The organism is Methylobacterium sp. CM6257 (genome assembly GCF_054611515.1).
In genome coordinates, this window is sequence record NZ_CM137735.1 from 5,438,997 (window position 1) to 5,457,372 (window position 18,376).

At 69.5% G+C, this 18,376-nt stretch carries 17 protein-coding genes and 1 other RNA gene; 7 read left to right on the top strand and 11 right to left on the bottom strand.

The genetic code is table 11. The features are described from left to right. Nucleotides 1–171 precede the first annotated feature (171 nt). Nucleotides 172–1,470 carry a L,D-transpeptidase family protein gene (locus ACYCO6_RS26545; RefSeq protein WP_459764896.1) on the bottom strand — a complete coding sequence of 433 codons (1,299 nt, stop codon included), beginning with the start codon at nucleotides 1,468–1,470 and terminating at the stop codon, nucleotides 172–174. Between the two features lie 229 nt (nucleotides 1,471–1,699). On the opposite strand from ACYCO6_RS26545, the gene ACYCO6_RS26550 reads away from it, so the two are divergent. The 5 genes from ACYCO6_RS26550 (at nucleotide 1,700) to rcdA (ending at nucleotide 6,480) form a co-directional block, all read left to right on the top strand. After that, nucleotides 1,700–2,089 carry a hypothetical protein gene (locus ACYCO6_RS26550; protein WP_459764898.1) on the top strand — a complete coding sequence of 130 codons (390 nt, stop codon included), beginning with the start codon at nucleotides 1,700–1,702 and terminating at the stop codon, nucleotides 2,087–2,089. 42 nt (nucleotides 2,090–2,131) lie between these two features. Further along, the gene (locus tag ACYCO6_RS26555) at nucleotides 2,132–3,088 is read left to right on the top strand and encodes a DUF1775 domain-containing protein (RefSeq protein WP_459764900.1); all 957 of its coding nucleotides are present in this window, start codon (nucleotides 2,132–2,134) and stop codon (nucleotides 3,086–3,088) included. A gap of 31 nt (nucleotides 3,089–3,119) precedes the next feature. Further along, nucleotides 3,120–3,578, top strand: coding sequence for a hypothetical protein (locus ACYCO6_RS26560; protein WP_459764902.1), 459 nt, complete (start codon nucleotides 3,120–3,122; stop codon nucleotides 3,576–3,578). A 43-nt stretch (nucleotides 3,579–3,621) separates the two neighbouring features. Beyond that, nucleotides 3,622–5,769: a TonB-dependent receptor family protein gene (locus tag ACYCO6_RS26565; RefSeq protein ID WP_459764904.1), complete on the top strand. Its 2,148-nt coding sequence runs from the start codon at nucleotides 3,622–3,624 to the stop codon at nucleotides 5,767–5,769. Nucleotides 5,770–5,949: 180 nt separating this feature from the next. Further along, entirely contained in the window at nucleotides 5,950–6,480 is a 531-nt protein-coding gene (gene rcdA / locus ACYCO6_RS26570) for a protease adaptor protein RcdA (protein WP_459764906.1), read from the top strand. An 11-nt stretch (nucleotides 6,481–6,491) separates the two neighbouring features. On the opposite strand, the gene ACYCO6_RS26575 is transcribed toward rcdA, so the two are convergent. Further along, nucleotides 6,492–7,853: a diguanylate cyclase domain-containing protein gene (locus ACYCO6_RS26575; protein WP_459764908.1), complete on the bottom strand. Its 1,362-nt coding sequence runs from the start codon at nucleotides 7,851–7,853 to the stop codon at nucleotides 6,492–6,494. A gap of 315 nt (nucleotides 7,854–8,168) precedes the next feature. Continuing rightward, nucleotides 8,169–8,417, bottom strand: a complete 249-nt coding sequence (gene rpmE, locus ACYCO6_RS26580) for a 50S ribosomal protein L31 (protein WP_012322259.1) — start codon at nucleotides 8,415–8,417, stop codon at nucleotides 8,169–8,171. 242 nt (nucleotides 8,418–8,659) lie between these two features. On the opposite strand from rpmE, the gene ACYCO6_RS26585 reads away from it, so the two are divergent. After that, on the top strand, nucleotides 8,660–10,504 hold the full coding sequence (locus ACYCO6_RS26585) for an ABC transporter transmembrane domain-containing protein (RefSeq protein WP_459764911.1): 1,845 nt from the start codon (nucleotides 8,660–8,662) through the stop codon (nucleotides 10,502–10,504). 61 nt (nucleotides 10,505–10,565) lie between these two features. Continuing rightward, nucleotides 10,566–11,588: a D-cysteine desulfhydrase family protein gene (locus tag ACYCO6_RS26590; protein WP_459764913.1), complete on the top strand. Its 1,023-nt coding sequence runs from the start codon at nucleotides 10,566–10,568 to the stop codon at nucleotides 11,586–11,588. A gap of 13 nt (nucleotides 11,589–11,601) precedes the next feature. Here ACYCO6_RS26590 and ACYCO6_RS26595 read toward each other — a convergent pair whose 3' ends face one another. The 8 genes from ACYCO6_RS26595 to ACYCO6_RS26630 form a co-directional block, all read right to left on the bottom strand. Next, nucleotides 11,602–12,234, bottom strand: coding sequence for a methyl-accepting chemotaxis protein (locus ACYCO6_RS26595; RefSeq protein WP_459764915.1), 633 nt, complete (start codon nucleotides 12,232–12,234; stop codon nucleotides 11,602–11,604). 236 nt (nucleotides 12,235–12,470) lie between these two features. Further along, nucleotides 12,471–13,484 carry a peptidoglycan -binding protein gene (locus tag ACYCO6_RS26600; RefSeq protein ID WP_459764917.1) on the bottom strand — a complete coding sequence of 338 codons (1,014 nt, stop codon included), beginning with the start codon at nucleotides 13,482–13,484 and terminating at the stop codon, nucleotides 12,471–12,473. Next, complete coding sequence (locus ACYCO6_RS26605; protein WP_459764919.1) at nucleotides 13,484–14,458, bottom strand: flagellar motor protein MotA; 975 nt, start codon at nucleotides 14,456–14,458, stop codon at nucleotides 13,484–13,486. The genes ACYCO6_RS26600 and ACYCO6_RS26605 overlap by 1 nt, the downstream gene beginning before the upstream one ends. Nucleotides 14,459–14,558: 100 nt before the next feature. Further along, nucleotides 14,559–15,377 (bottom strand): TIGR00282 family metallophosphoesterase, encoded by an 819-nt coding sequence (locus ACYCO6_RS26610; protein WP_459764921.1) that lies wholly within the window; start codon nucleotides 15,375–15,377, stop codon nucleotides 14,559–14,561. Between the two features lie 3 nt (nucleotides 15,378–15,380). Continuing rightward, nucleotides 15,381–15,998 (bottom strand): 5-formyltetrahydrofolate cyclo-ligase, encoded by a 618-nt coding sequence (locus tag ACYCO6_RS26615; protein WP_459764923.1) that lies wholly within the window; start codon nucleotides 15,996–15,998, stop codon nucleotides 15,381–15,383. Further along, a non-coding RNA gene (gene ssrS / locus ACYCO6_RS26620) (6S RNA) lies at nucleotides 15,988–16,144 on the bottom strand. Before ssrS ends, ACYCO6_RS26615 begins: the two co-directional genes overlap by 11 nt. 67 nt (nucleotides 16,145–16,211) lie before the next feature. Further along, the gene (locus tag ACYCO6_RS26625) at nucleotides 16,212–16,469 is read right to left on the bottom strand and encodes a hypothetical protein (protein WP_459764925.1); all 258 of its coding nucleotides are present in this window, start codon (nucleotides 16,467–16,469) and stop codon (nucleotides 16,212–16,214) included. 155 nt (nucleotides 16,470–16,624) lie between these two features. Beyond that, on the bottom strand, nucleotides 16,625–18,145 hold the full coding sequence (locus tag ACYCO6_RS26630; RefSeq protein WP_459764927.1) for a glucosamine inositolphosphorylceramide transferase family protein: 1,521 nt from the start codon (nucleotides 18,143–18,145) through the stop codon (nucleotides 16,625–16,627). Nucleotides 18,146–18,376: the final 231 nt, after the last annotated feature.

Consider the following 18,376-nt stretch of genomic DNA (forward strand, 5'->3'; position numbering starts at 1 on the left):
TCGAGGCCGGCTGACGATCCGGGGACCAGCGCCGGCGCGATGACCCCGGCGTCCAAGCAGACGCGTTTGACCGCCAGATGACAGAAGCGGCCCCGAACGCACGAAGCCCGCACCTCCGGTGAGGTGCGGGCTTCGGATGCGTCGTCCCGGACCGATCGGCCGGCGGGGCGCTTACTCTTCGTCGCCGGGCTCGAAGGTCTGCGGCATCGGCTCGGCGCTGGCCACCGGGGTCGGCGCTCCGATGGTCGAGGGCACGTTCACGCCGTCGCGCTTGTAGATGTCATCCCGGAACTGCACGATACCGTCCGGGGTCGACCAGGCGGTGATGTAGGTCCAGTAGACCGGCACCGGCTGGGCGATGTTGGCGTCGATGCGCTTGCCGCTCTCGATCGCCTCCTCGACCTGCTGGCGGCCCCAGCCGGGCGTGTCCTTCAGCAGCCACGTGATGTACTCGCGCACGTTCTGCACGCGGACGCAGCCCGAGGAGATGAAGCGGAAGTCATCGCCGAACACGCCCTTGGTGTTCGTGTCGTGCATGAACACGCCGTACGGGTTCGGAATGTTGATGCGCACGATGCCCATCGAATTGAAGTCGGCGCCCGAGTCCTGCCGGTAGGTGTAGCGGGTGCCCTCGTCCGAGAACCAGTTCACCGACTTCGGCGAGATCTCCTGGCCGTTCGACAGGATGCGGATCCGGTTGTCCGTGAGGTAGTTCGGATCCTTCTGCATCTTCGGGATCAGGTCCTTCTTCACGATGGAAGCCGGGACCGTCCAGGTCGGGTTAAAATTGATCTGCGTCGCCTTGGTGTTCATGATCGGCGACTGGCGGTCGATCTTGCCGACGCCCGCGGCGTGCAGCGTGACGACCTGGCCGTTCTCGACCGTCTCGACGAGCGCGGCCGGGATGTTGGTGATCACGAATCGCCGGCCCAGGTCACCCGAGTAGGAGCGCAGGCGCACGACGTTGGTCTCGAGCTGCCGCAGGCGCACGTCGGCGGGCACGTTCATGGCCTGCTGGGTGGCGAGGCTCATCGTGCCGGTCTGGCTGAGGCCGTGGCGGGCCTGGAACCGCTTCACGCCGGCGGCGACGTAGGAATCGTACACGCCCGAGCTGCCCGCGGCCGGATCGAGGTCGCCGGTGACGATCAGGCGCTGACGGACGGCCGCCACGGCCGGTCCGCGCGAGCCGATCCGCAGGTGGTCGGCGCCGGAGACTTGCTTCCAGCCGCCGCGGGCGACGATGTCCTTGTAGCGCTCGACCATCTGCTCGGTCGCCGCAACGGTCTGCGGCGAGAGGATCGGCACCGTCTCGCGCTGCACCTGCATGCCGGCGGGCGAGGCATAGTCCTGCGCCCACTCGGCCTGGGCATAATTGCCTTGGTCGCGGGCTTCGGCGGCGCCGATGCCCAACGCGCCAAGGGCGGCGACACTCAGGATTGCGGTGAACCGGTTTTGTGCCTTCATGCGCATCGGTCGCTGGCTCTGGTCCGGAATTCGTCAGGGCGTGACGGGAGCGGATTGTCTCGGGCGCCACGGTGTCGGGATGGCGTTAAGACTCCCTATCGAAGGGGCCGGAATGTGGCACGACCGTGCGCCAGCGCACGCCGCGTCCGGGTGCGGCACACTGGCAACAGCCATGGGCGTTCCGGTGTGGCAAGGATGCCATAGCGGTCTGGACCGGGCGGCGAACGGGAGCAGCATGGATTCGGCTCCGGCCACTTCGAGGCGACCAAGGGACGGCCGTCCCACGCCGCCGCTGCGCGCGGTAATCGCCGTGCTGGCGCTCTACGCCTTCGTGCTCCGAGCCTTCCTGGGTGGGCTGATGCCGATCCCGGCCGCGGCCGACGGCCTCTGCGCGCAACACACGGTGACCGATGCGGCACCGGGCAAGCCCCACCCGCATCACCACGGCGATTGCTGCACGACGGCCCAGGCTGCCGGCTCCGCGCTGCCGGCCCGCACGGTCCATACGCCGGTCGCGTGGACGACCGAACAGGGCGACAGCCCCGCGTATCGGAGCATCGACCAGCATTGTCCCCGCGCGCCACCCGACCGCAGCGCGTCACCGCGAGGTCCGCCTTCCGCCTGAGCGATCGTTCCCCGACGGATCCCTCAGGACGGATGCATTCTCATGAAGATATTTGTCTCGGCCGTGATCGGCCTCGGCCTGGTCGCATCCACGGCGCAGGCCCACGCGGTGCTGGAGCGCAAGCAGGGGAGCCCCGGCTCGAGCTATCGCGGCGTCGTGCAGATCATGCACGGCTGCAGCGGCAAGCCGACCACCCGGGTGAGCGTCACCATCCCCGAGGGGTTGATCGGCGCCAAGCCTATGCCGAAGCCCGGCTGGACGCTGGCGACCACCCGCGGCGCCTATGCCAAGACCTACACGACGCATCACGGTACCACCTCGGAGGGTGTCACGGCGATCACCTGGAGCGGTGGCTCCCTGCCGGATGACGAAGTCGACGAGTTCACCTTCCTGGCGCAGGTGGCCGACACGTTCGAGCCCGGGACGACGGTCTACGTTCCCGTGCAGCAGGATTGCGCCGAGGGCAGCCACGCCTGGACCGAGATCCCGAAGCCCGGCCAGGACATCCATGACCTGAAGGCGGCCGCTCCCTCGTTCCGCATCGTCCAAGTGGCACAGGCCGGCGGGCCGACGGCCGCCACGGCGGCACCCGTCAAGGCCGGCGACCTCACCATCGAGACCCCCTGGCTGCGTGCCACGCCGAACGGCGCCAAGGTCGCGGGCGGCTATGTGCGGATCACCAATTCCGGCAGCGCGCCCGACACGCTCACCGGTGCCGCGGTGCCCTTCGCCAAGTCGGGCGACATCCATTCCATGTCGATGGAAGGCGGCATCATGAAGATGGCGCCGGTGTCCGGCGGCCTGACGATCAAGCCCGGCGAGACCGTCGAGCTGAAGCCCGGCGGGTATCACCTGATGTTCGAGGGCCTCACCGGTGCGCCGAAGGCTGGCGAGACCGTGTCGGGCACACTGACCTTCCAGCGTGCCGGCACCGTGCCGGTGACCTTCTCGGTGGCGCCGATCGGCGCGGCAGCGCCCGGCGGGCAGCACCAGCACTAGCGCCAAGAGGCGGCTCGGCGGACGGGCGGCCATGGGCGCCGCGATCGATCGGAACGGCCGGCCTGCGCGCCGGACGTCCCCTCCCCTCCGGGAGCGGGCGCCCGGCGTGCTGCCGCGGTTCCGGCCCGTCCGCTACCCCGTCGGCCGTCGCCTCGTGGCGATCCTCGCCCTGTACGCCCTCGCACTCCAGAGCATCCTCGGCGGCATGGCGCTGGCCGCCGCGGCGGCGCCGGAACACGTCCTATGCCTCGGAGGCACCAACCCGGACGGGTCGGCATCGGACGCCGGACACCTGCCGCATCAGGAGCACGCGGCCTGCTGCACCGCCTGCCATCGCGTCAGCCCCATTGTCCTCCCCGACCCCCCCGCGGCCGCATCCGCGCCGACCGCCTACCCGGTCGCAACCCCTCGAAAGCGGCCGAAGCGCATCGCCCTCCCGCGGGCACCTCCCGGAAGAGGCCCAGGAGCACGAGCCCCGCCGCGCGTCTGATCGATCACCTCCTTTTCCCGATCGCCAGACACGGATCCGACCCATGCCCCGCCATTTCCGGGCCGGCCGCCGCGCCAGCCTGTCTCTTCTCGCCTGCGCGATGCCCGCTGCAGCGCAGGCCCAGACGCCATCCGGCGCAACGGTCACCCTGCCCGAACTCAGTGTGGTCGGCAGCGGCGCCACGCCCACTGGGCCGCTGCCAGGGGAATCCCGCGGCTCCCTCTCGGTCCCCAGCGTCGATGCCGAGCGCGCGGCGCTGTACGGGACCGTCGGATCGGTGGCCTTCGTGGACGCCGCCACGATCCAGGATCGCTACGCCAACACGATCCGCGACGTGCTGAAGGATGTGCCCGGCGTCTACGTGCAAGAGCGCTACGGACAGGAGCTGCGCCTGTCCGTGCGCGGGTCGGGGATCGCCCGAGCCTTTCACCTGCGCGGGATCGAGCTGCTGCAGGACGGCATCCCGCTCAACCTCGCGGATGGCAGCGGCGACTTCTATCAGGTCGACCCGCTCGCCCTGCGGGCGGTCGAGGTCTACAAGGGCGGGAACGCCTTGACCTTCGGGGCGACGACGCTGGGCGGCGCCGTCAATTTCGTCACGCCGACCGCCTACACGGCTCTGGCGCCCAATATCCTGCGCATCGACGGCGGCAGCTTCGGCACGATCCGCGAGCAGGCGCAGATGTCCCGCATCGACGGGCCGCTGGACGTGCTGGTCAACGCCACGCTGACGAATGCAGACGGCTTCCGCGCCCACGAGGCGCAGGCGACCAAAAACTTCAACGCCAACATCGGCTACCGGATCGCACCCGATATCGAGACCCGCTTCTATCTCGGCACCTATCTCACCGACCAGAAGCTGCCGGGCACCCTCACCCTCGGTCAGAGCCTCACCACCCCGACGCTCGCCAACCCGACCGCGATCACGGGCAACCAGTCTCGCAAGGTCGAGACGGAGCGGATCGCCAATCGCACCACGTTCCTGCTCGACGTCGGCAGGCTCGACGTGGACAGCTGGGCGATCCACAAGAGCCTCTACCACCCGATCTTCCAGGCCATCGACCAGGACGGCTGGACCTACGGGATCAGCCCGCACTGGGCCGGCACCTTCGACCTCGGCGGCTTCCGCGACGATGTGGTCCTGGGCCTGCGCGCCTTCGCGGGCCAGAACTCGGCGCTGCAATTCGTCAACATCCGCGGCCAGCGCGGCGCACCGACGCTGAATTCGCTCCAGAGCGCGTCGAGCTACGAAGCCTACGGCGAGAACCGTCTCTGGTTCCTGCCGGACGTGGCGCTGATGACCGGGGCGAAGGCGTTCTCGTCGAATCGCACGTTCAGCGACAAGGGCGGGCTGCCGGGGAACCTGTATCCGCGCTTCGCCGACGTGACCTACGCGGGCATCAACCCGAAAGTCGGCCTGCTCTGGCAGCCGCTGCCCGACCTGCAGGTCTTCGGCGACGTGACCCGGTCCCGCGACGTGCCGGACTTCTCCGACCTCGTTCAGCAGAACCTCCTCAGCACCACCTTCGTGCCCCTCCGGGCGCAGCGCGCCTGGACCTACGAGGCGGGCATCCGCGGTCGCATCGACCGCTTGGCCCTCGACGTGACCCTCTACCGGTCGGATCTGCGCGACGAGCTGATCAACTTCTCGACCAATCCCGGCCTCAACATTCCGGCCGCGACGTTCAACACGCCCCGCTCGGTCCACCAGGGCGTCGAGGCGGCCATCACCCTCGACCTCGCGCGCGACCTCGCCGCCGCCGGGGATGGGCTGAGCCTGACCCAGATCTGGACCCACAACGATTTCCGGTTCGTCCGCGACCCGGTCTTCGGCAACAACCGCATCGCCGGCATCCCGGCGGACGTGCTGCGCACCGTCGTGAACTATCGCCACCCGAGCGGCTTCCACATCGCACCGGCCCTCGACTGGGTGCCGCAAGGCGCCTTCGCCGACCATGCCAACACCCTGCGGGTGCCGGGCTACGCGCTCATCGGCATCGAGGCCGGCATCGACTTCGCCAACGGCGTCTCGCTGTTCGTCGATGCCCGCAATCTCACGGACGCCCGCTACGTGTCGGATATTTCCGTGGTGGCCAATGCGGCCGCGACGGCCGGTGGAGCCGCCGCGCTGGCCGCGTTCTATCCCGGAACGGGGCGCAGCGTATTCGGCGGTGTCCGAGCCTCCTTCTAAGTGCTGGTATCCGGCCGCAGCGGCCATGCCCGGAGCCGGAGGCGCCACATTAAGGTTAAAAAAGGATGAACCCTGATGTTGCCGCCGATCGGCGCTAAGATTGCTGCGTCGTGCGAAAGCCACGGACGGAGCGTCCCGGTTCGGGACGAACGGGGCCGTCGGACGGCACAGGAGAGGCAGATGAACGGCTTCGATGTCACGTTCCGGGACGATCAGGACTGGGTCGATTTCGGCAAGTCCTACGTCAATTCGGAAGCCTTCAAGACGCTATTCCGCGATGGCATGACCCTCGTGGAAGAGACGGCGGCCTATCTCGACGGCGAAGGCCGCGACGAGTCGCGCCTCATCTCCCGGGATGCCACGCTGAGCTACGCCGCCGAAAGCATGCGTCTGACCACGCTCCTGATGCAGATCGCCTCCTGGCTGCTGGTGCAGCGCGCGGTCGCCGAGGGCGAGATGACGCCGGCCGAGGCCCTTCTGGAGAAGCACCGGGTCAAGCTCGGCACGGCCGAGCCGCCGAAGCCGCAGGATTTCAACCTGCTGCCGGTGCGCCTTCAGCAGCTGATCGTGCGCGCGCGGCGCCTGCACACCCGCATCCTGCACCTCGACTCGCTGATCGCCGAGGATCGGCCGACGCCTGCCCCGGTGGAGAGTCCGGTGGCCGCACAGCAGGGCTTGCTGCGGATGGCCTTCCGGTTGAGCGAGGGCTGAGCCCCGGTAATTCAGCCGGCCAACCGGAACGTGTTCCGGCCTTCGGCCTTCGCACGATAAAGGGCACCATCCGCGCTGTTGTAGAGGGCCAGAGGCTCGTCGCCGCAGGCGGGCGCCAGGGCGATCCCGACGCTGAGCCCCACCGACACAAGGCGGCCGTCGAGCTCGATCGGCTGCCGGACGACGGCGATCAGGCGTTCGGCCAATGCGGCCGCGCTCTCCGGCTGAATCGCCTCGGTCTGGATGATCACGAACTCGTCGCCGCCGATCCGCGCCACCGTATCCTCCTTGCGGACCTCCGCGCGGATGCGGGCGGCAACAACCCGGAGCAGCGCGTCGCCGACGAGGTGGCCGTGCGTGTCATTCACGGCCTTGAACCGGTCGAGATCGAGACAGAACAGCGCGAAGGAAGCTTGGCGCCGGTGCACCCGGGCGATCTCCTCTTCGAGACGCGTGTGGAACAGCGTCCGGTTTGCGAGCCCGGTCAGGGGATCGTGGCAGGCCAAGTGGGCGATCTTGGCTTCAGCCTCCTTGCGCGCCGTTATATCCAGGCTGAGCCCCACGACCTCCGTCACGGCCCCGTCCGCATCGACCTCCACACGGCCCAGACCGGTGATCCACCGCACCGCACCGTCGGGCAGCAGGACGCGGAAATCCGTGGCAAACTTCGTGCGCGCCGCGACGGCGGCCCGAAGATCGCGCAGCGTCCGCTCGGCATCGGCGGGGTGGACGCGTGGCTTCCAGTCCCGCTCAACATCGATCTCGACCGGCTGCTCCCCGAATCCATGGTGCCGCGCCATGCGCGCGGACAATTGAGCCCGCCCCGTGGCCACGCAGTAGCGCCATGTACCGGCATCGGCAGCCTGAAGGGCGAGATCGAGAAGCAGCGTCTTCTCGGCGAGCCGCTCATTGGCGACGCGCAACGCGGTCTCGCGCCGGAGTTCGGCGAGCAGCCTCTGCTGGGATTCCGCCAGCGCGGCGTTGGCGTCCGTCGACCGCTGCATCCTGTGGATCAGGATGAGATTGATGCTCACCACGGCGGCGTACAGGCCCAGAGCCGCAGCGTTCGATGATGCACCCGTCACAGGAAGGTTCGACGGCAACACGAAATACCAGGCGACCAAGCCCGAGAGGATTGCGGAAGCGACGGCGGGGCCGGGACCGCAGAAATAGGCCGTCAGGATCACAGCCGGGTAGAACGTGATGAACGGGAGACCGCCCGGCAGGATCGCGCGCGCCGCCAGAGCGGCAAGGACTGCGGCAACACCCACCGCGTAGCCGTATCGGGGCGCCTTCGGATCCGGCCGCGTGATGGGGACACGGAGTTCGACGCCGGCGGCGTCGACAAATCCGGTCGACGGACCCCCGTTCATCGCCGAATCCGTCCCTCGTTGCGCCGATCCGACCCGCTGCGGCAGCCGCGAGCCACGCCAATTCATGCGCGCAGGCCAACACTATTATTCCGCGGTGTGTAAGTCGTTAATTCAAATATCTAGCAAGCGGAACAACTTTACCGCGAGTATCCGGCAAGACAAAACTTCTGTAAGAAGACCGACACCCCGTACAGGCCAAAGGCAGTGCCTCCGGGCACGCAAGGGCTGCGCGCACGAAAACGGGCGGTCCCGAAACGAGACCGCCCGCCTTGGTTGCCGCGCATCGCGAGAGCGAGGCGGCGAAAGGTCGTGAACTCAGCGCTTGCCGAGGTTGCCGAACCGCGAGTTGAAGCGCGAGACACGGCCGCCGCGGTCGAGCATCTTCTGCTCGCCGCCGGTCCAGGCCGGGTGGGTGAGCGGATCGATGTCGAGATTGAGGGTGTCGCCCTCCTTCCCGTAGGTCGAACGGGTCTGGTACTCGGTACCGTCCGTCATCACGACCTTGATGAAGTGGTAGTCGGGGTGCTCGGTCCCCTTGGCCTTTGCGGCCGCGTCCTTCGCCATGACCTGTGGTCCCTGATCTGGCACGCCGGCGGGAAGCGCAGGAGGCGCCGCCCGGCCCGGAATGCGGAAGATATCACCGGTTGCACCGAACCGTGGGTTCGTGGCAACGGCACGTCCAAGCCGACCGTGGTGGCGGCCCGCGGCCATTGAACACACGCAATCGGATGAGCGGCGGCGTATACCGCAGCCTCTCCCCGGTCACAAGCGCCGCGGACCGGGAGATCGATGACACGTGAGGCGTGATGGCCCGTAAGACCAAGGCGGCCGCGGAAGGCCGACCCAAAGCCCCGCTGAGCGCGCTCCGGCCGCTGATGCCCTTCGCGTTGCGCTACCGGGGGCGCATCGTTGCCGGGCTCATTGCCCTCATGTGCGCCTCGGCCTCGACCCTCGTCGTCCCGATTGCCATGCGCCGGGTGATCGACCACGGTTTCACGGCCGACGGCTCGGGCGTGATCGACGCCTATTTCCTGGCCCTGCTCGGTGTCGTCGCGGCCTTCGCGCTGTCGAGCGCGGCCCGGGTCTACACGGTGGTGATGCTGGGCGAGCGCGTGGTGGCGGATCTGCGCAGCGCCGTCTTCGCCCGGCTCACGATCCTCGATCCAGCCTTCTTCGACCGCGCGCAGTCCGGCGAGATCGTCTCCCGGCTCACCGCGGACGCGACGCAGATCAAATCAGCCTTCGGTGTCTCAGTCTCGATCCTCCTGCGGAACCTGTTCCTGTTCGTCGGTGCGACCGCCATGATGGTGGTCACGAGCCCCCGCCTTTCCGTGATGGTGCTGGCCGCGATCCCCGTCATCGTCTTCCCGCTGATCGTGTCGGGCCGCGGCGTGCGCCGCCGCTCCCGCGCCGCGCAGGATCGTCTGGCCGACGCGTCCGCCTACGCCGCCGAGGCGGTCGGGGCGGTGCGGATCATGCAGGCCTTCGGGCGCTCGGCCACGACGGCAGCCCGATTCCGGACAGCCTCCGAGGATGCCTATGCCGCCGCGCGCGATTCGGTCCGGGCGCGGGCGCTCCTCACCGGCGTGGCGATCTTCCTGATCTCGGCCTCGGTCGTCGGGGTGATGTGGTACGGCGCGCAGGGCGTCCTCAACCATACGATGACCGGCGGCGAACTCTCGCAATTCGTGCTCTACGCGGTGTTCGGTGCCGGCGCGCTGGGACAGCTCTCCGAGGTCTACGGCGACCTCGCCATGTCGGCCGGCGCAGCCGAGCGACTCACCGAGATCCTCGCCGCCGAGCCGGCGATCTCCGCGCCGATTCCGGCGCTGCCCCTGCCCCTGCCGGCCCGCGGCGCGGTGGACTTCGGAGCCGTGCGCTTCACCTACCCGACGCGGCCCGGCCACGCCGCCCTCGACGGGCTGAGCTTCGCGGCTGCCCCGGGCGAACGCATCGCCCTCGTGGGGCCGTCCGGTGCCGGTAAATCGACGGTCTTCCAGCTGCTGCTGCGGTTCTACGATCCGCAGGCCGGCCGGATCCTGGTGGACGGCACCGACATCGCGCAGGTCGATCCCGAGGCGCTCCGCGCCCGCATCGCCCTGGTCCCTCAGGACCCGGTGGTGTTCTCCGGGAGCGTCACCGAGAACATCCGCTACGGGTGTCCCGAGGCCGGCGAGGCGGAGGTCCGGCGCGCGGCCGAACTCGCCAACGCGCACGGCTTCATCGCGGCCCTGCCGCAGGGTTACGAGACCCAGGTGGGCGAGCGCGGCGTCACGCTGTCCGGCGGTCAGCGGCAGCGCATCGCCATCGCCCGGGCGATCCTGAAGGACGCGCCGATCCTGCTGCTCGACGAGGCGACATCGGCGCTGGACGCGGAATCGGAGCGCGCCGTGCAGGCCGCCCTCGACACCCTGATGCAGGGCCGCACCACCCTGGTGATCGCCCACCGGCTCGCCACGATCCGCGCGGCGAACCGGATCCTGGTCCTCGACGACGGGCGCATCGTCGAGACCGGAACCCACGAGAGCCTGCTGGCCCAGGGCGCCCTCTACGCGCAGCTCGCGAACCTGCAGTTCACCGACGCGCTGGACGAGACCGCTCGCGGCAAGGAGCCCCGGGCTCGGGGCGAGCGGCTGCCGCTGGCGGAGTGAGGCTCCGGGACTTCGCCGCTTCCGGGGACACGGGGCGTCTCGCGGTGCTAGAAGCGCCCGGATGCCTACGCTCGACCTCGCCCGCTTCCCGCGTCTGCCGCTCCTGACGCAGCCGACCCCCATCGAGCCGCTGGACGGGCTCGCGCGCCATCTCGGCCCGGCGCTCAACGGCGTGCAGATCTTCGTGAAGCGCGACGACGTGGCCGGGATCGGCCTGGGCGGCAACAAGCTGCGCAAGCTCGAATACCTCCTCGGCGCCGCCCGCGCCGAGGGTGCCGACACGGTGATCACCGTCGGTGCCATCCAGTCGAACCACGCCCGGCTCACGGCCGCCGCCGCGGCCCGGGCCGGCCTCGCCTGCGAGCTGTTCCTGACCCGCAGCGTGCCGCGGCAGGATCCGGACTACACCGGCAACGGAAACCGCCTCCTCGACGACGTGTTCGGAGCCGCGGTCCGCGAACTCCCGGGCGACGCCGATTCTCTGGAGGCCGCCGAGGCGCGGGCGACCGAACTCCGCGCTCAGGGCCGCGGGGTCTATACCTTCCCCTCCGGCGGATCGAGCCCGACCGGCTGCCTCGGCTACGCGAACTGCGCCGCCGAGATCCTGGCCCAGGCGGAATCCATGGGCCTCGGCTTCGCGCAGATCGTCACCGCCAACGGCAGCGCCGGCACCCATGCCGGCCTCGTGGCGGGCCTCGCCGCCATGGATCTCGAGCCGCGGCTCGCGAAATCCTTCGCGGTTCTCGCCGAGGAGGGCCGAGCTCGGGCGGAGGTGCTGGAAAAGGCGAACGCGACGCTGGCGCTGATCGGCGCAGAGCGCCGCATCTTGCCTGAGGAGATCAACCTCGATGGCAGCCATCGCGGCTCGGGCTACGGCATCCCCACGGAGGGCATGCTGGAAGCGCTCCAGCTGATGGCGCGTCACGAAGGTCGGCTGCTCGACCCGGTCTACAGCGGCAAGGCCTTCGCGGGCCTGCTCCACGACGTCCGCGCCGGGCTCTACCCGGCGGGCTCGTCGGTACTGTTCCTGATGACCGGCGGGACGCCCGGGATATTCGCCTACAAGGACGCGCTCGCGGGCTGACGGCGCCGGCCTCTCAGGCCGCGGGTTCCGCTCCGGGGGACGGAGTTCCCGCGCATGCCGCCTCCTGCGCCCGCTCGGCCGCCGCTTGGATCAGGCCGACCTGGGATACGATTCTGTCCGTGGCCCGCGCCATCTGTCCCGCCAGATCCTTGACCTCCGCGGCGGCCGCCGCGAAGCCGCACCCCGCCTCACCGCCACGGGCCGCCGCGATCGAGGCTCTGAGCGCCATCAGGCTGGTCTGCCCCGCGATCGCGGCCAGCAGACCGGTCACGTCGTCGGTCGGTGGAGCGCTTGGACCCGGCCCGCAGCCCGTCGCCGCATCGGCGGCCCATAGGCGGACCAGCCCCGCCTCGAACACCTGGACCGCAGCCTCGATCGCGCCGGCCTCGTCGCACGGCAGACCGCGCCAGCCAGCTTCACGCGGTGCTGCGATCGGCGGCTCGGCGCCGCGGCGTCGCGTCAGCAGCAGCCCGGCACCACTCGCGGTCACCGTCAGCACGGTGAGACCGCCTGCGACCGTCGGCTCGGAGGGCGTATGGGTTGCCGCGCTCAGCAGCCGCCAGCCGGCAGCGGCAACGAGCGGCCCCCAGACCAGACCGAGCGCCGCGAACCGGTGGATGCGAACGGACGTGTTGAACTTCGGCATCGACGAACCCCCACCTCAGGGCCACGATGCAGCGTTATGGCTAACAGAACGTTAAGATACGATCGAGCACACGCGGCCACGATCCGCGCAAATACTTGCTAATACATTAAATATCGAAATCTCTGTCGCAAATCTAGAGCCGAAAATCCAAAACATTCAGAATTTACAATGTCACCACGCACATCGGGCGTAACCCATGCCATCGGACACAGCGCAGCGAGCGCCCCGACTCGGGGCTAGCGCTCCGTGAGCTTCATCTCGATCCGGCGGTTCCGGGCATAGGCCTCCTCGGTTGTCCCGGGATCCAGGGGCTGGAACTCGCCGAAGGCGCCGGCCAAGAGATGCTGAGGCGGGATGCCCTTTCCGGCCAGGTACTGGACCACCGCAATAGCGCGGGCAGCGGAGAGCGCCCAGTTCGACGGGAATTGCGACGTGCTGATCGGCCGCGCGTCGGTGTGGCCGTCCACCCGCAGCACCCAGGGCAGATCGGCCGGGATCTGCTTGGCGAGGTCGGCGACGGCGCCGGCGATTCGGTCAAGCTCCGGTCCGGCCTCTGGCTTCAGGGCCGCGGAGCCCGCCGGAAACAGCACCTCGGATTGCAGCACGAAGCGGTCGCCGACCACGCGGATGTCGGGACGGTTGCCGAGGATCTGCCGCAGGCGACCGAAAAAGTCAGACCGGTACCGGGCGAGCTCCTGGACCTTCTGCGCCAGCGCCACGTTCAGCCGGCTGCCGAGCTCCGCGATGCGCGCCTGCGATTCGCGATCGCGGCTCTCGGAGGCCGCCAGAGCATCCTCCAGGGCGGCGAGTTGGCGGCGCATGGCGCTGATCTGCTCGTTCAGCAGATCGATCTGCGACAGGGCCCGCTTGGTGACGCCGCGCTCCGCCTCCAGCTGCTTGTCGAGGGTCCCCGCCGCGCCCTGGCTGACGGTCGCGGCCTCGGCCTGGGACTTCGCCTGATCGCGCTCGAGCTCGACAGCGGCCAGCGTCGTGCGGAGGTTACGGACCTCCTCTTCCTGGTTGCGGCGGCTCGAGCGCTCCAGCGCCAGCAGATCGGTGAGGTCGGCGATCTGGCGGTTGAGCTTCGCCAGCGTCTCGTCGCGCCCCGTCAACTCCTGCGACAGGAAGAACTGCCCGACCACGAAGACCGTGAGCAGAAACACCACCGACAGGAGCAGCGTCGCCAGCGCGTCGACGTAGCCGGGCCAGACATTGAGCGCGCGCCGGGAGCGTCCCGCCGTCGAGGCCACTAGACCCGCTCCCGTCCGAGCCGGTCGAGCACCTGCTTCAGCTCGCGCTCGCGGCTCGCCTGCGCCTCGACCCAGTCGCGAATCATCTGCTGCTCGGCGCGCATGTGCTGGACGAGGCCCTGGATGCCCTCGGCGAGGTTGGTCATGGCGAGCGTCGCGGCGCGGCTGCCGCCGCCCTCGGCTACCAGAGCCGTCAGGCGATCGACCGCTTCCTTCAACTCCTGCGTGCCGGCACCCGGCCGGACCGCAATGCCCGCCGTCTCGACCGCGGTCGCGCCGGACATCAGCCAGTCCTGCAATTCGTTGTGGAAACGGGCATGGGCTTGGCTCGCCTGCAGCTCCAGGAAGCCGGTGATCAGCGAGGAGGCGAGGCCGAACAGCGAGGCCGAGAAGGCGAGACCGATTCCGGAGAGCGGCACCGCCAGGCCGGATTTCAACTCATCGAACATCACGCCGGCATCGCCGCCGCCGCGCATTCCCTTGATCACGCCGCCCACCGCCGAGAGGGTGTCGATCAGGCCCCAAAAGGTGCCGAGCAGGCCGAGCAGGATCAGGATGCCGGCGATGTAGCGCAGGATCTCGCGGTCCTCGTCGAGGCGCGCCGCGATCGTATCGAGATAGCCGGCGGTACCCGGCAGGGTCGTTCCGGCGGTGCGGGCGGCGATCATCGGTGCCATCGGCGCCAGCAGGCCGGGCGGCCGCTTGGCCTGGGCGCCGCTCGCTACGGCATTGACGTAGCCGACCTCCCGGAACAGCCGGATCACCTGCCCGAAAGCGATCAGGACCGCGATCAGCAGCACGCCGAGGATCAGCCCGTTGAGCCCGGGATTGGCCAGGAAGGCCGGCGTGATCTGCTTGAACAGAATGAAGGCCAGGAAGCCCACCAGGATCAAAAAGATCAGCATGCGCCCGAGATAGATCCCGGGCCGCGCAAGCGGCTCTCTCTTGACTTCGCCGGTATCGCGGGCGGCCATCGGTCGCTCTAGCCTGATCTCGAGATGCGGCCGCCAGGAGCGTCCGTCGCGGCCACTGTGGGGGTAGGCCCGCACGCGATCAAGTCACGCAAAGGACACGTCAATCCCAGAAATGCGGCCGGCTCTCCTCCAGATTCGGTCCGAGGCGGAGCGCCGCGACCTTCGTGGCGAGGCCGCGGCCATCGGTCTCGACGGCGATGCCGCACAGCGTGCCCTCGCCGCCTGCGACCTCCCAACGGGACCCCGGCGTCTTCTGGATCATCCGGCGGATCGGCTCGTCCTTCTGCATGCCGATGACCGAGTCGTAATCGCCGCACATGCCGGCATCCGACATGAAGGCGGTGCCCCCGGGCAGGATCCGGTGGTCGGCGGTGGGCGTGTGGGTGTGGGTGCCGACGACGAGCGTCGCGCGACCGTCGAGATAATGGCCGAAGGCCTGCTTCTCGCTGGTGGCCTCCGCGTGCACGTCGACCACCACGGCATCGGCCGCCGCCCCGAGGGGGCAGGCCGAGATCTCGCGCTCCACCGCCGCGAAGGGATCGTCCATGGCGTCGAGGAAGACCCGGCCCATGACGTTCACCACGAGGACGCGGGCGCCGCCCTGCGTCTCGATCACCGTGGCACCGCGGCCGGGCGTTCCGGGCGGATAGTTCGCCGGCCGCACGAGACGGGGCTGGCGGGCGATGAAGACCAGCGCCTCGCGCTGGTCGAAACTGTGGTTGCCGAGCGTCACCGCGTCGGCGCCCGCCTGGATCAGCTCGTCGCAGATCGTCTCCGAGATGCCGAAGCCGCCAGCCGCGTTCTCGCCGTTGACCACCACGCAGTCGAGCTTCCACCGCTCCCGCAATCGGGGCAGGTGCTCGCAGACCACAGAGCGGCCCGAGCGTCCGACGACGTCGCCGAGGAAGAGTAGCCGCATGGGTCAGGACGTCCTGTCGAAACGGATCGGACCCGCCTCGGTGATCACGAACTGGAGGGGCCGGTCATGCGGCTCGGCGGGCACGCTCTCGACCTCCTGCGCGGCGAAGCCGATGCCGACAGTGAGGACGGGGCCGGTGCGGGACAGGCGCGCGATCGCGCCGTCATAATAGCCGCGGCCATAGCCGATGCGCTGGCCGGTGCGGTCGAAAGCGGCGAGGGGCACGATCAGGGCGTCGGGCTCGACAGGCGGCAGGGACGGGTCCGGTTCGCTGAGGCCGAATCGTCCGGCAACCAGCGCATCCCCGGCGCGCCATTCCCGGAACACGAGGCCGTCCGGGGTGACCTGCGGCAGGGCCACGGCCTGGCCGCGGGCGAGCAGCCCTTCGGCGGCCGGACGGGGGTCGACCTCGCTGCGGATGGGCCAGAAGGCTCCCACCAGTCGCGCCTCGGCGAGTTCCGGCAAGGCGAGAAGGGCCCGCCCGATCGCCGCGGAAGCGGCCTGCCGGGCGTCGGGATCAAGGGCGTCCCGGGCGGCGAGCGCCGCGCGGCGGAGGTCGGTCTTGCGTGCCGCGTTCGACGCGGCGGCTGCGGAGTCTGGAAGGTGCGGGTGCGGAGCCACGTGAGCCGTTGGAGGATCGATCCCGGGAAACCTACAGCGTAGGTGGGCGCCGTGTTGGCCAAGTCCAGGGACGAGGCCAGGGACAGCTCCCGAGGGAGTCGATAAGGCCCCGGGGATAGTGCTCCTGACGAACTCTGCAGCCCCGCCATCGACATGTAGCGGTCCGGGCGCGTTCCCGCCAGGGCTGTTCGAACCAAAAAACCGGCCGGCGCGTCATGAGGCCGGCGGGGGCGTCCCATCCTTCGATCTGCCCGCTACGGAGCGGGCGCAGGCGAGGATCTCGGCGCGCCCGGCTTCGTCGGCGACCGTGTCCCACAACCGGATCAGCTCGCCGAGGTCCGTGAAGGACCGCGGCTCCGGCGCTCCGAAAAACGTGTCGAGCGGCACACCGGCAGCGGCAGCGATCCGCCGCAATCTGGTCTTGCGCGCGGGCTGCCGGTCTGTGGAGCCCTCAGCCGTCATGGCATTCATGGAATGGCTCCCAATTCAGCGGAAGAGCTGCACCCCGTCTCGACAATTACGAAACTCTGCCCTGAATACAATGTATCCGAACACAATGGCGCGGGGCGGACGTCCCGTCCACCGGATCGAGCGCCTGTCGTCAGCGGGACGTCGACCCGGCCCCCTCAGGAGCGGGACCGGATCCGGATGCGGGGCGCCCGGGCCGAACCGTCGATGCACTCGATCCCTCCGCCGGCGTTGAGGGTATGGAGGCGGCTGCCGGGCCAGGCCGGACCACTCCCGATCCGCGCGATCATGGTCTGCGCGAAGCCGTCCGGGTCGAGCCGGTCGATTCGCGCCAAACCCAGGGCGCGGCCATAGCCCTCGGCGCAATCCTGGACCGGGCGGATCAGGCTTCCGCCGCGTTCCACGATCCGCCCGGCCGGCCGCGCCGTCGAGGGATCGACCAGAACGGGATTGGCCGGGTGCGGCGTGAACGGTCCCCGGAAATCAGGTGCGGACCAGAGGTGGAGCGCGTCGTGGAAGGAGCCGGCCCCGAACGGTGCGCCGGTCTCACCATCGCGCACGGTGGCGAAGATCCACCAGCGTCCCGCATGTTCCAGAAGGGTCGCGTCGCTCGCCACGACGCCGGAGAGCAGCGTCGCCTCCTTGACCCAGCCTCCGGGAAAGCGCGTCGCGCGATAGAGGTCGACCGTCCCCGCCGCCGAACTCTCCGGCACCATCCACACGCAGCCCTCGCGCTCGAAGACGAACGGGTAGGAGAGATGATGCGGCTCTTCGAGAACCGGGACCGGCGTCCCCTCGGGCCCGTCCGGCCCGAATCGGACCGCCGAGATGATCGCCTTGCCGGTCGCGTGGGGGTAATCCTCGACGAAGAGATGCACGGCGCCCCCGAAGGCGATGGGGAACGGGTCGGCATAGAAGCGCCGGCCGTCGTCCGGCAGGACGGTCCAGCCCGCCTCGGGATGGCGCCCCAGCTCGATCAGATCCGGCCCGTCGAGGCGGCGCCAGCCGCAGCGCCAGTGTGGAGCGTGGTAGCAGAGCCGATAAAGGCGATGGACGACCGCGCCGGCGAGCATCCGTCCGGCTCGGGAGCCCAGCGCCGGCATCTTCAGCCCCGCGCCGGGCGCGGCCGGTCCGGCCGCGGCGATGGTCAGCGCCCCTGCGCGGCCGGCGATCCGGTCGCGCAGGGCCGCCGCGACCAGCGTCACCGAGCGGGCGAGCGCATCGTCAAACCTCGCGAGGGCGATGCCGGGCCGGTCGCTGCCGAGCCGGCCCTGGGCGATGATCCGCCCCTCCTCCACCAAGGTGAGGTGCGGCACCGCCTCCGCCAGCAGGCTCGCGAGCAGGCCGCCCTCGCCGGCCTGTCCATCATAGGCCAGCTGCCAGGTGGCGGGCCCGGCCGGCACGTCGCCGCACAGGTCGAGCACGAGATCGGGCTTTCCGTCGGAACGCCGCCAGGGCTCCAGCGCGGCGGGCGGAACCGCTTCCGAGCCGAGAGGCCGAAGGCCATGGACCAGCGCCTCGAGCCGGAACAGCAGGTCGGCCGTCTTCGGCCACGCATCCGCCCCGGGCGCATCGTCGAAACTCACGGCGCAGATCCCGGGCGTGTCCAAGATCCGTCGCATCAGCGCGACATGCCAGCGCCGCGGTCTCGCGCCGTCGAGGCGAACTCTCACATGCATCGAGGCGCGGTCTCCGCTCGGCGCGGTCGTCCGCCGGGTTGGCGAACGCGAAGCCCATTTACGCGCGCAGGGGTAACGGGAATGATAATTTCGCACATGGTCACCGCACTCGATGCCCGGCGTTTACCAGAAGTGCAGTAATCGACACTTTTTCCCGCCGACCTGCTCAGTGTTGATGGTTTTTCAGGAGCCAGCGCGACTCTTGCAGTAGGGACTGGCGCCCGCGAGGGA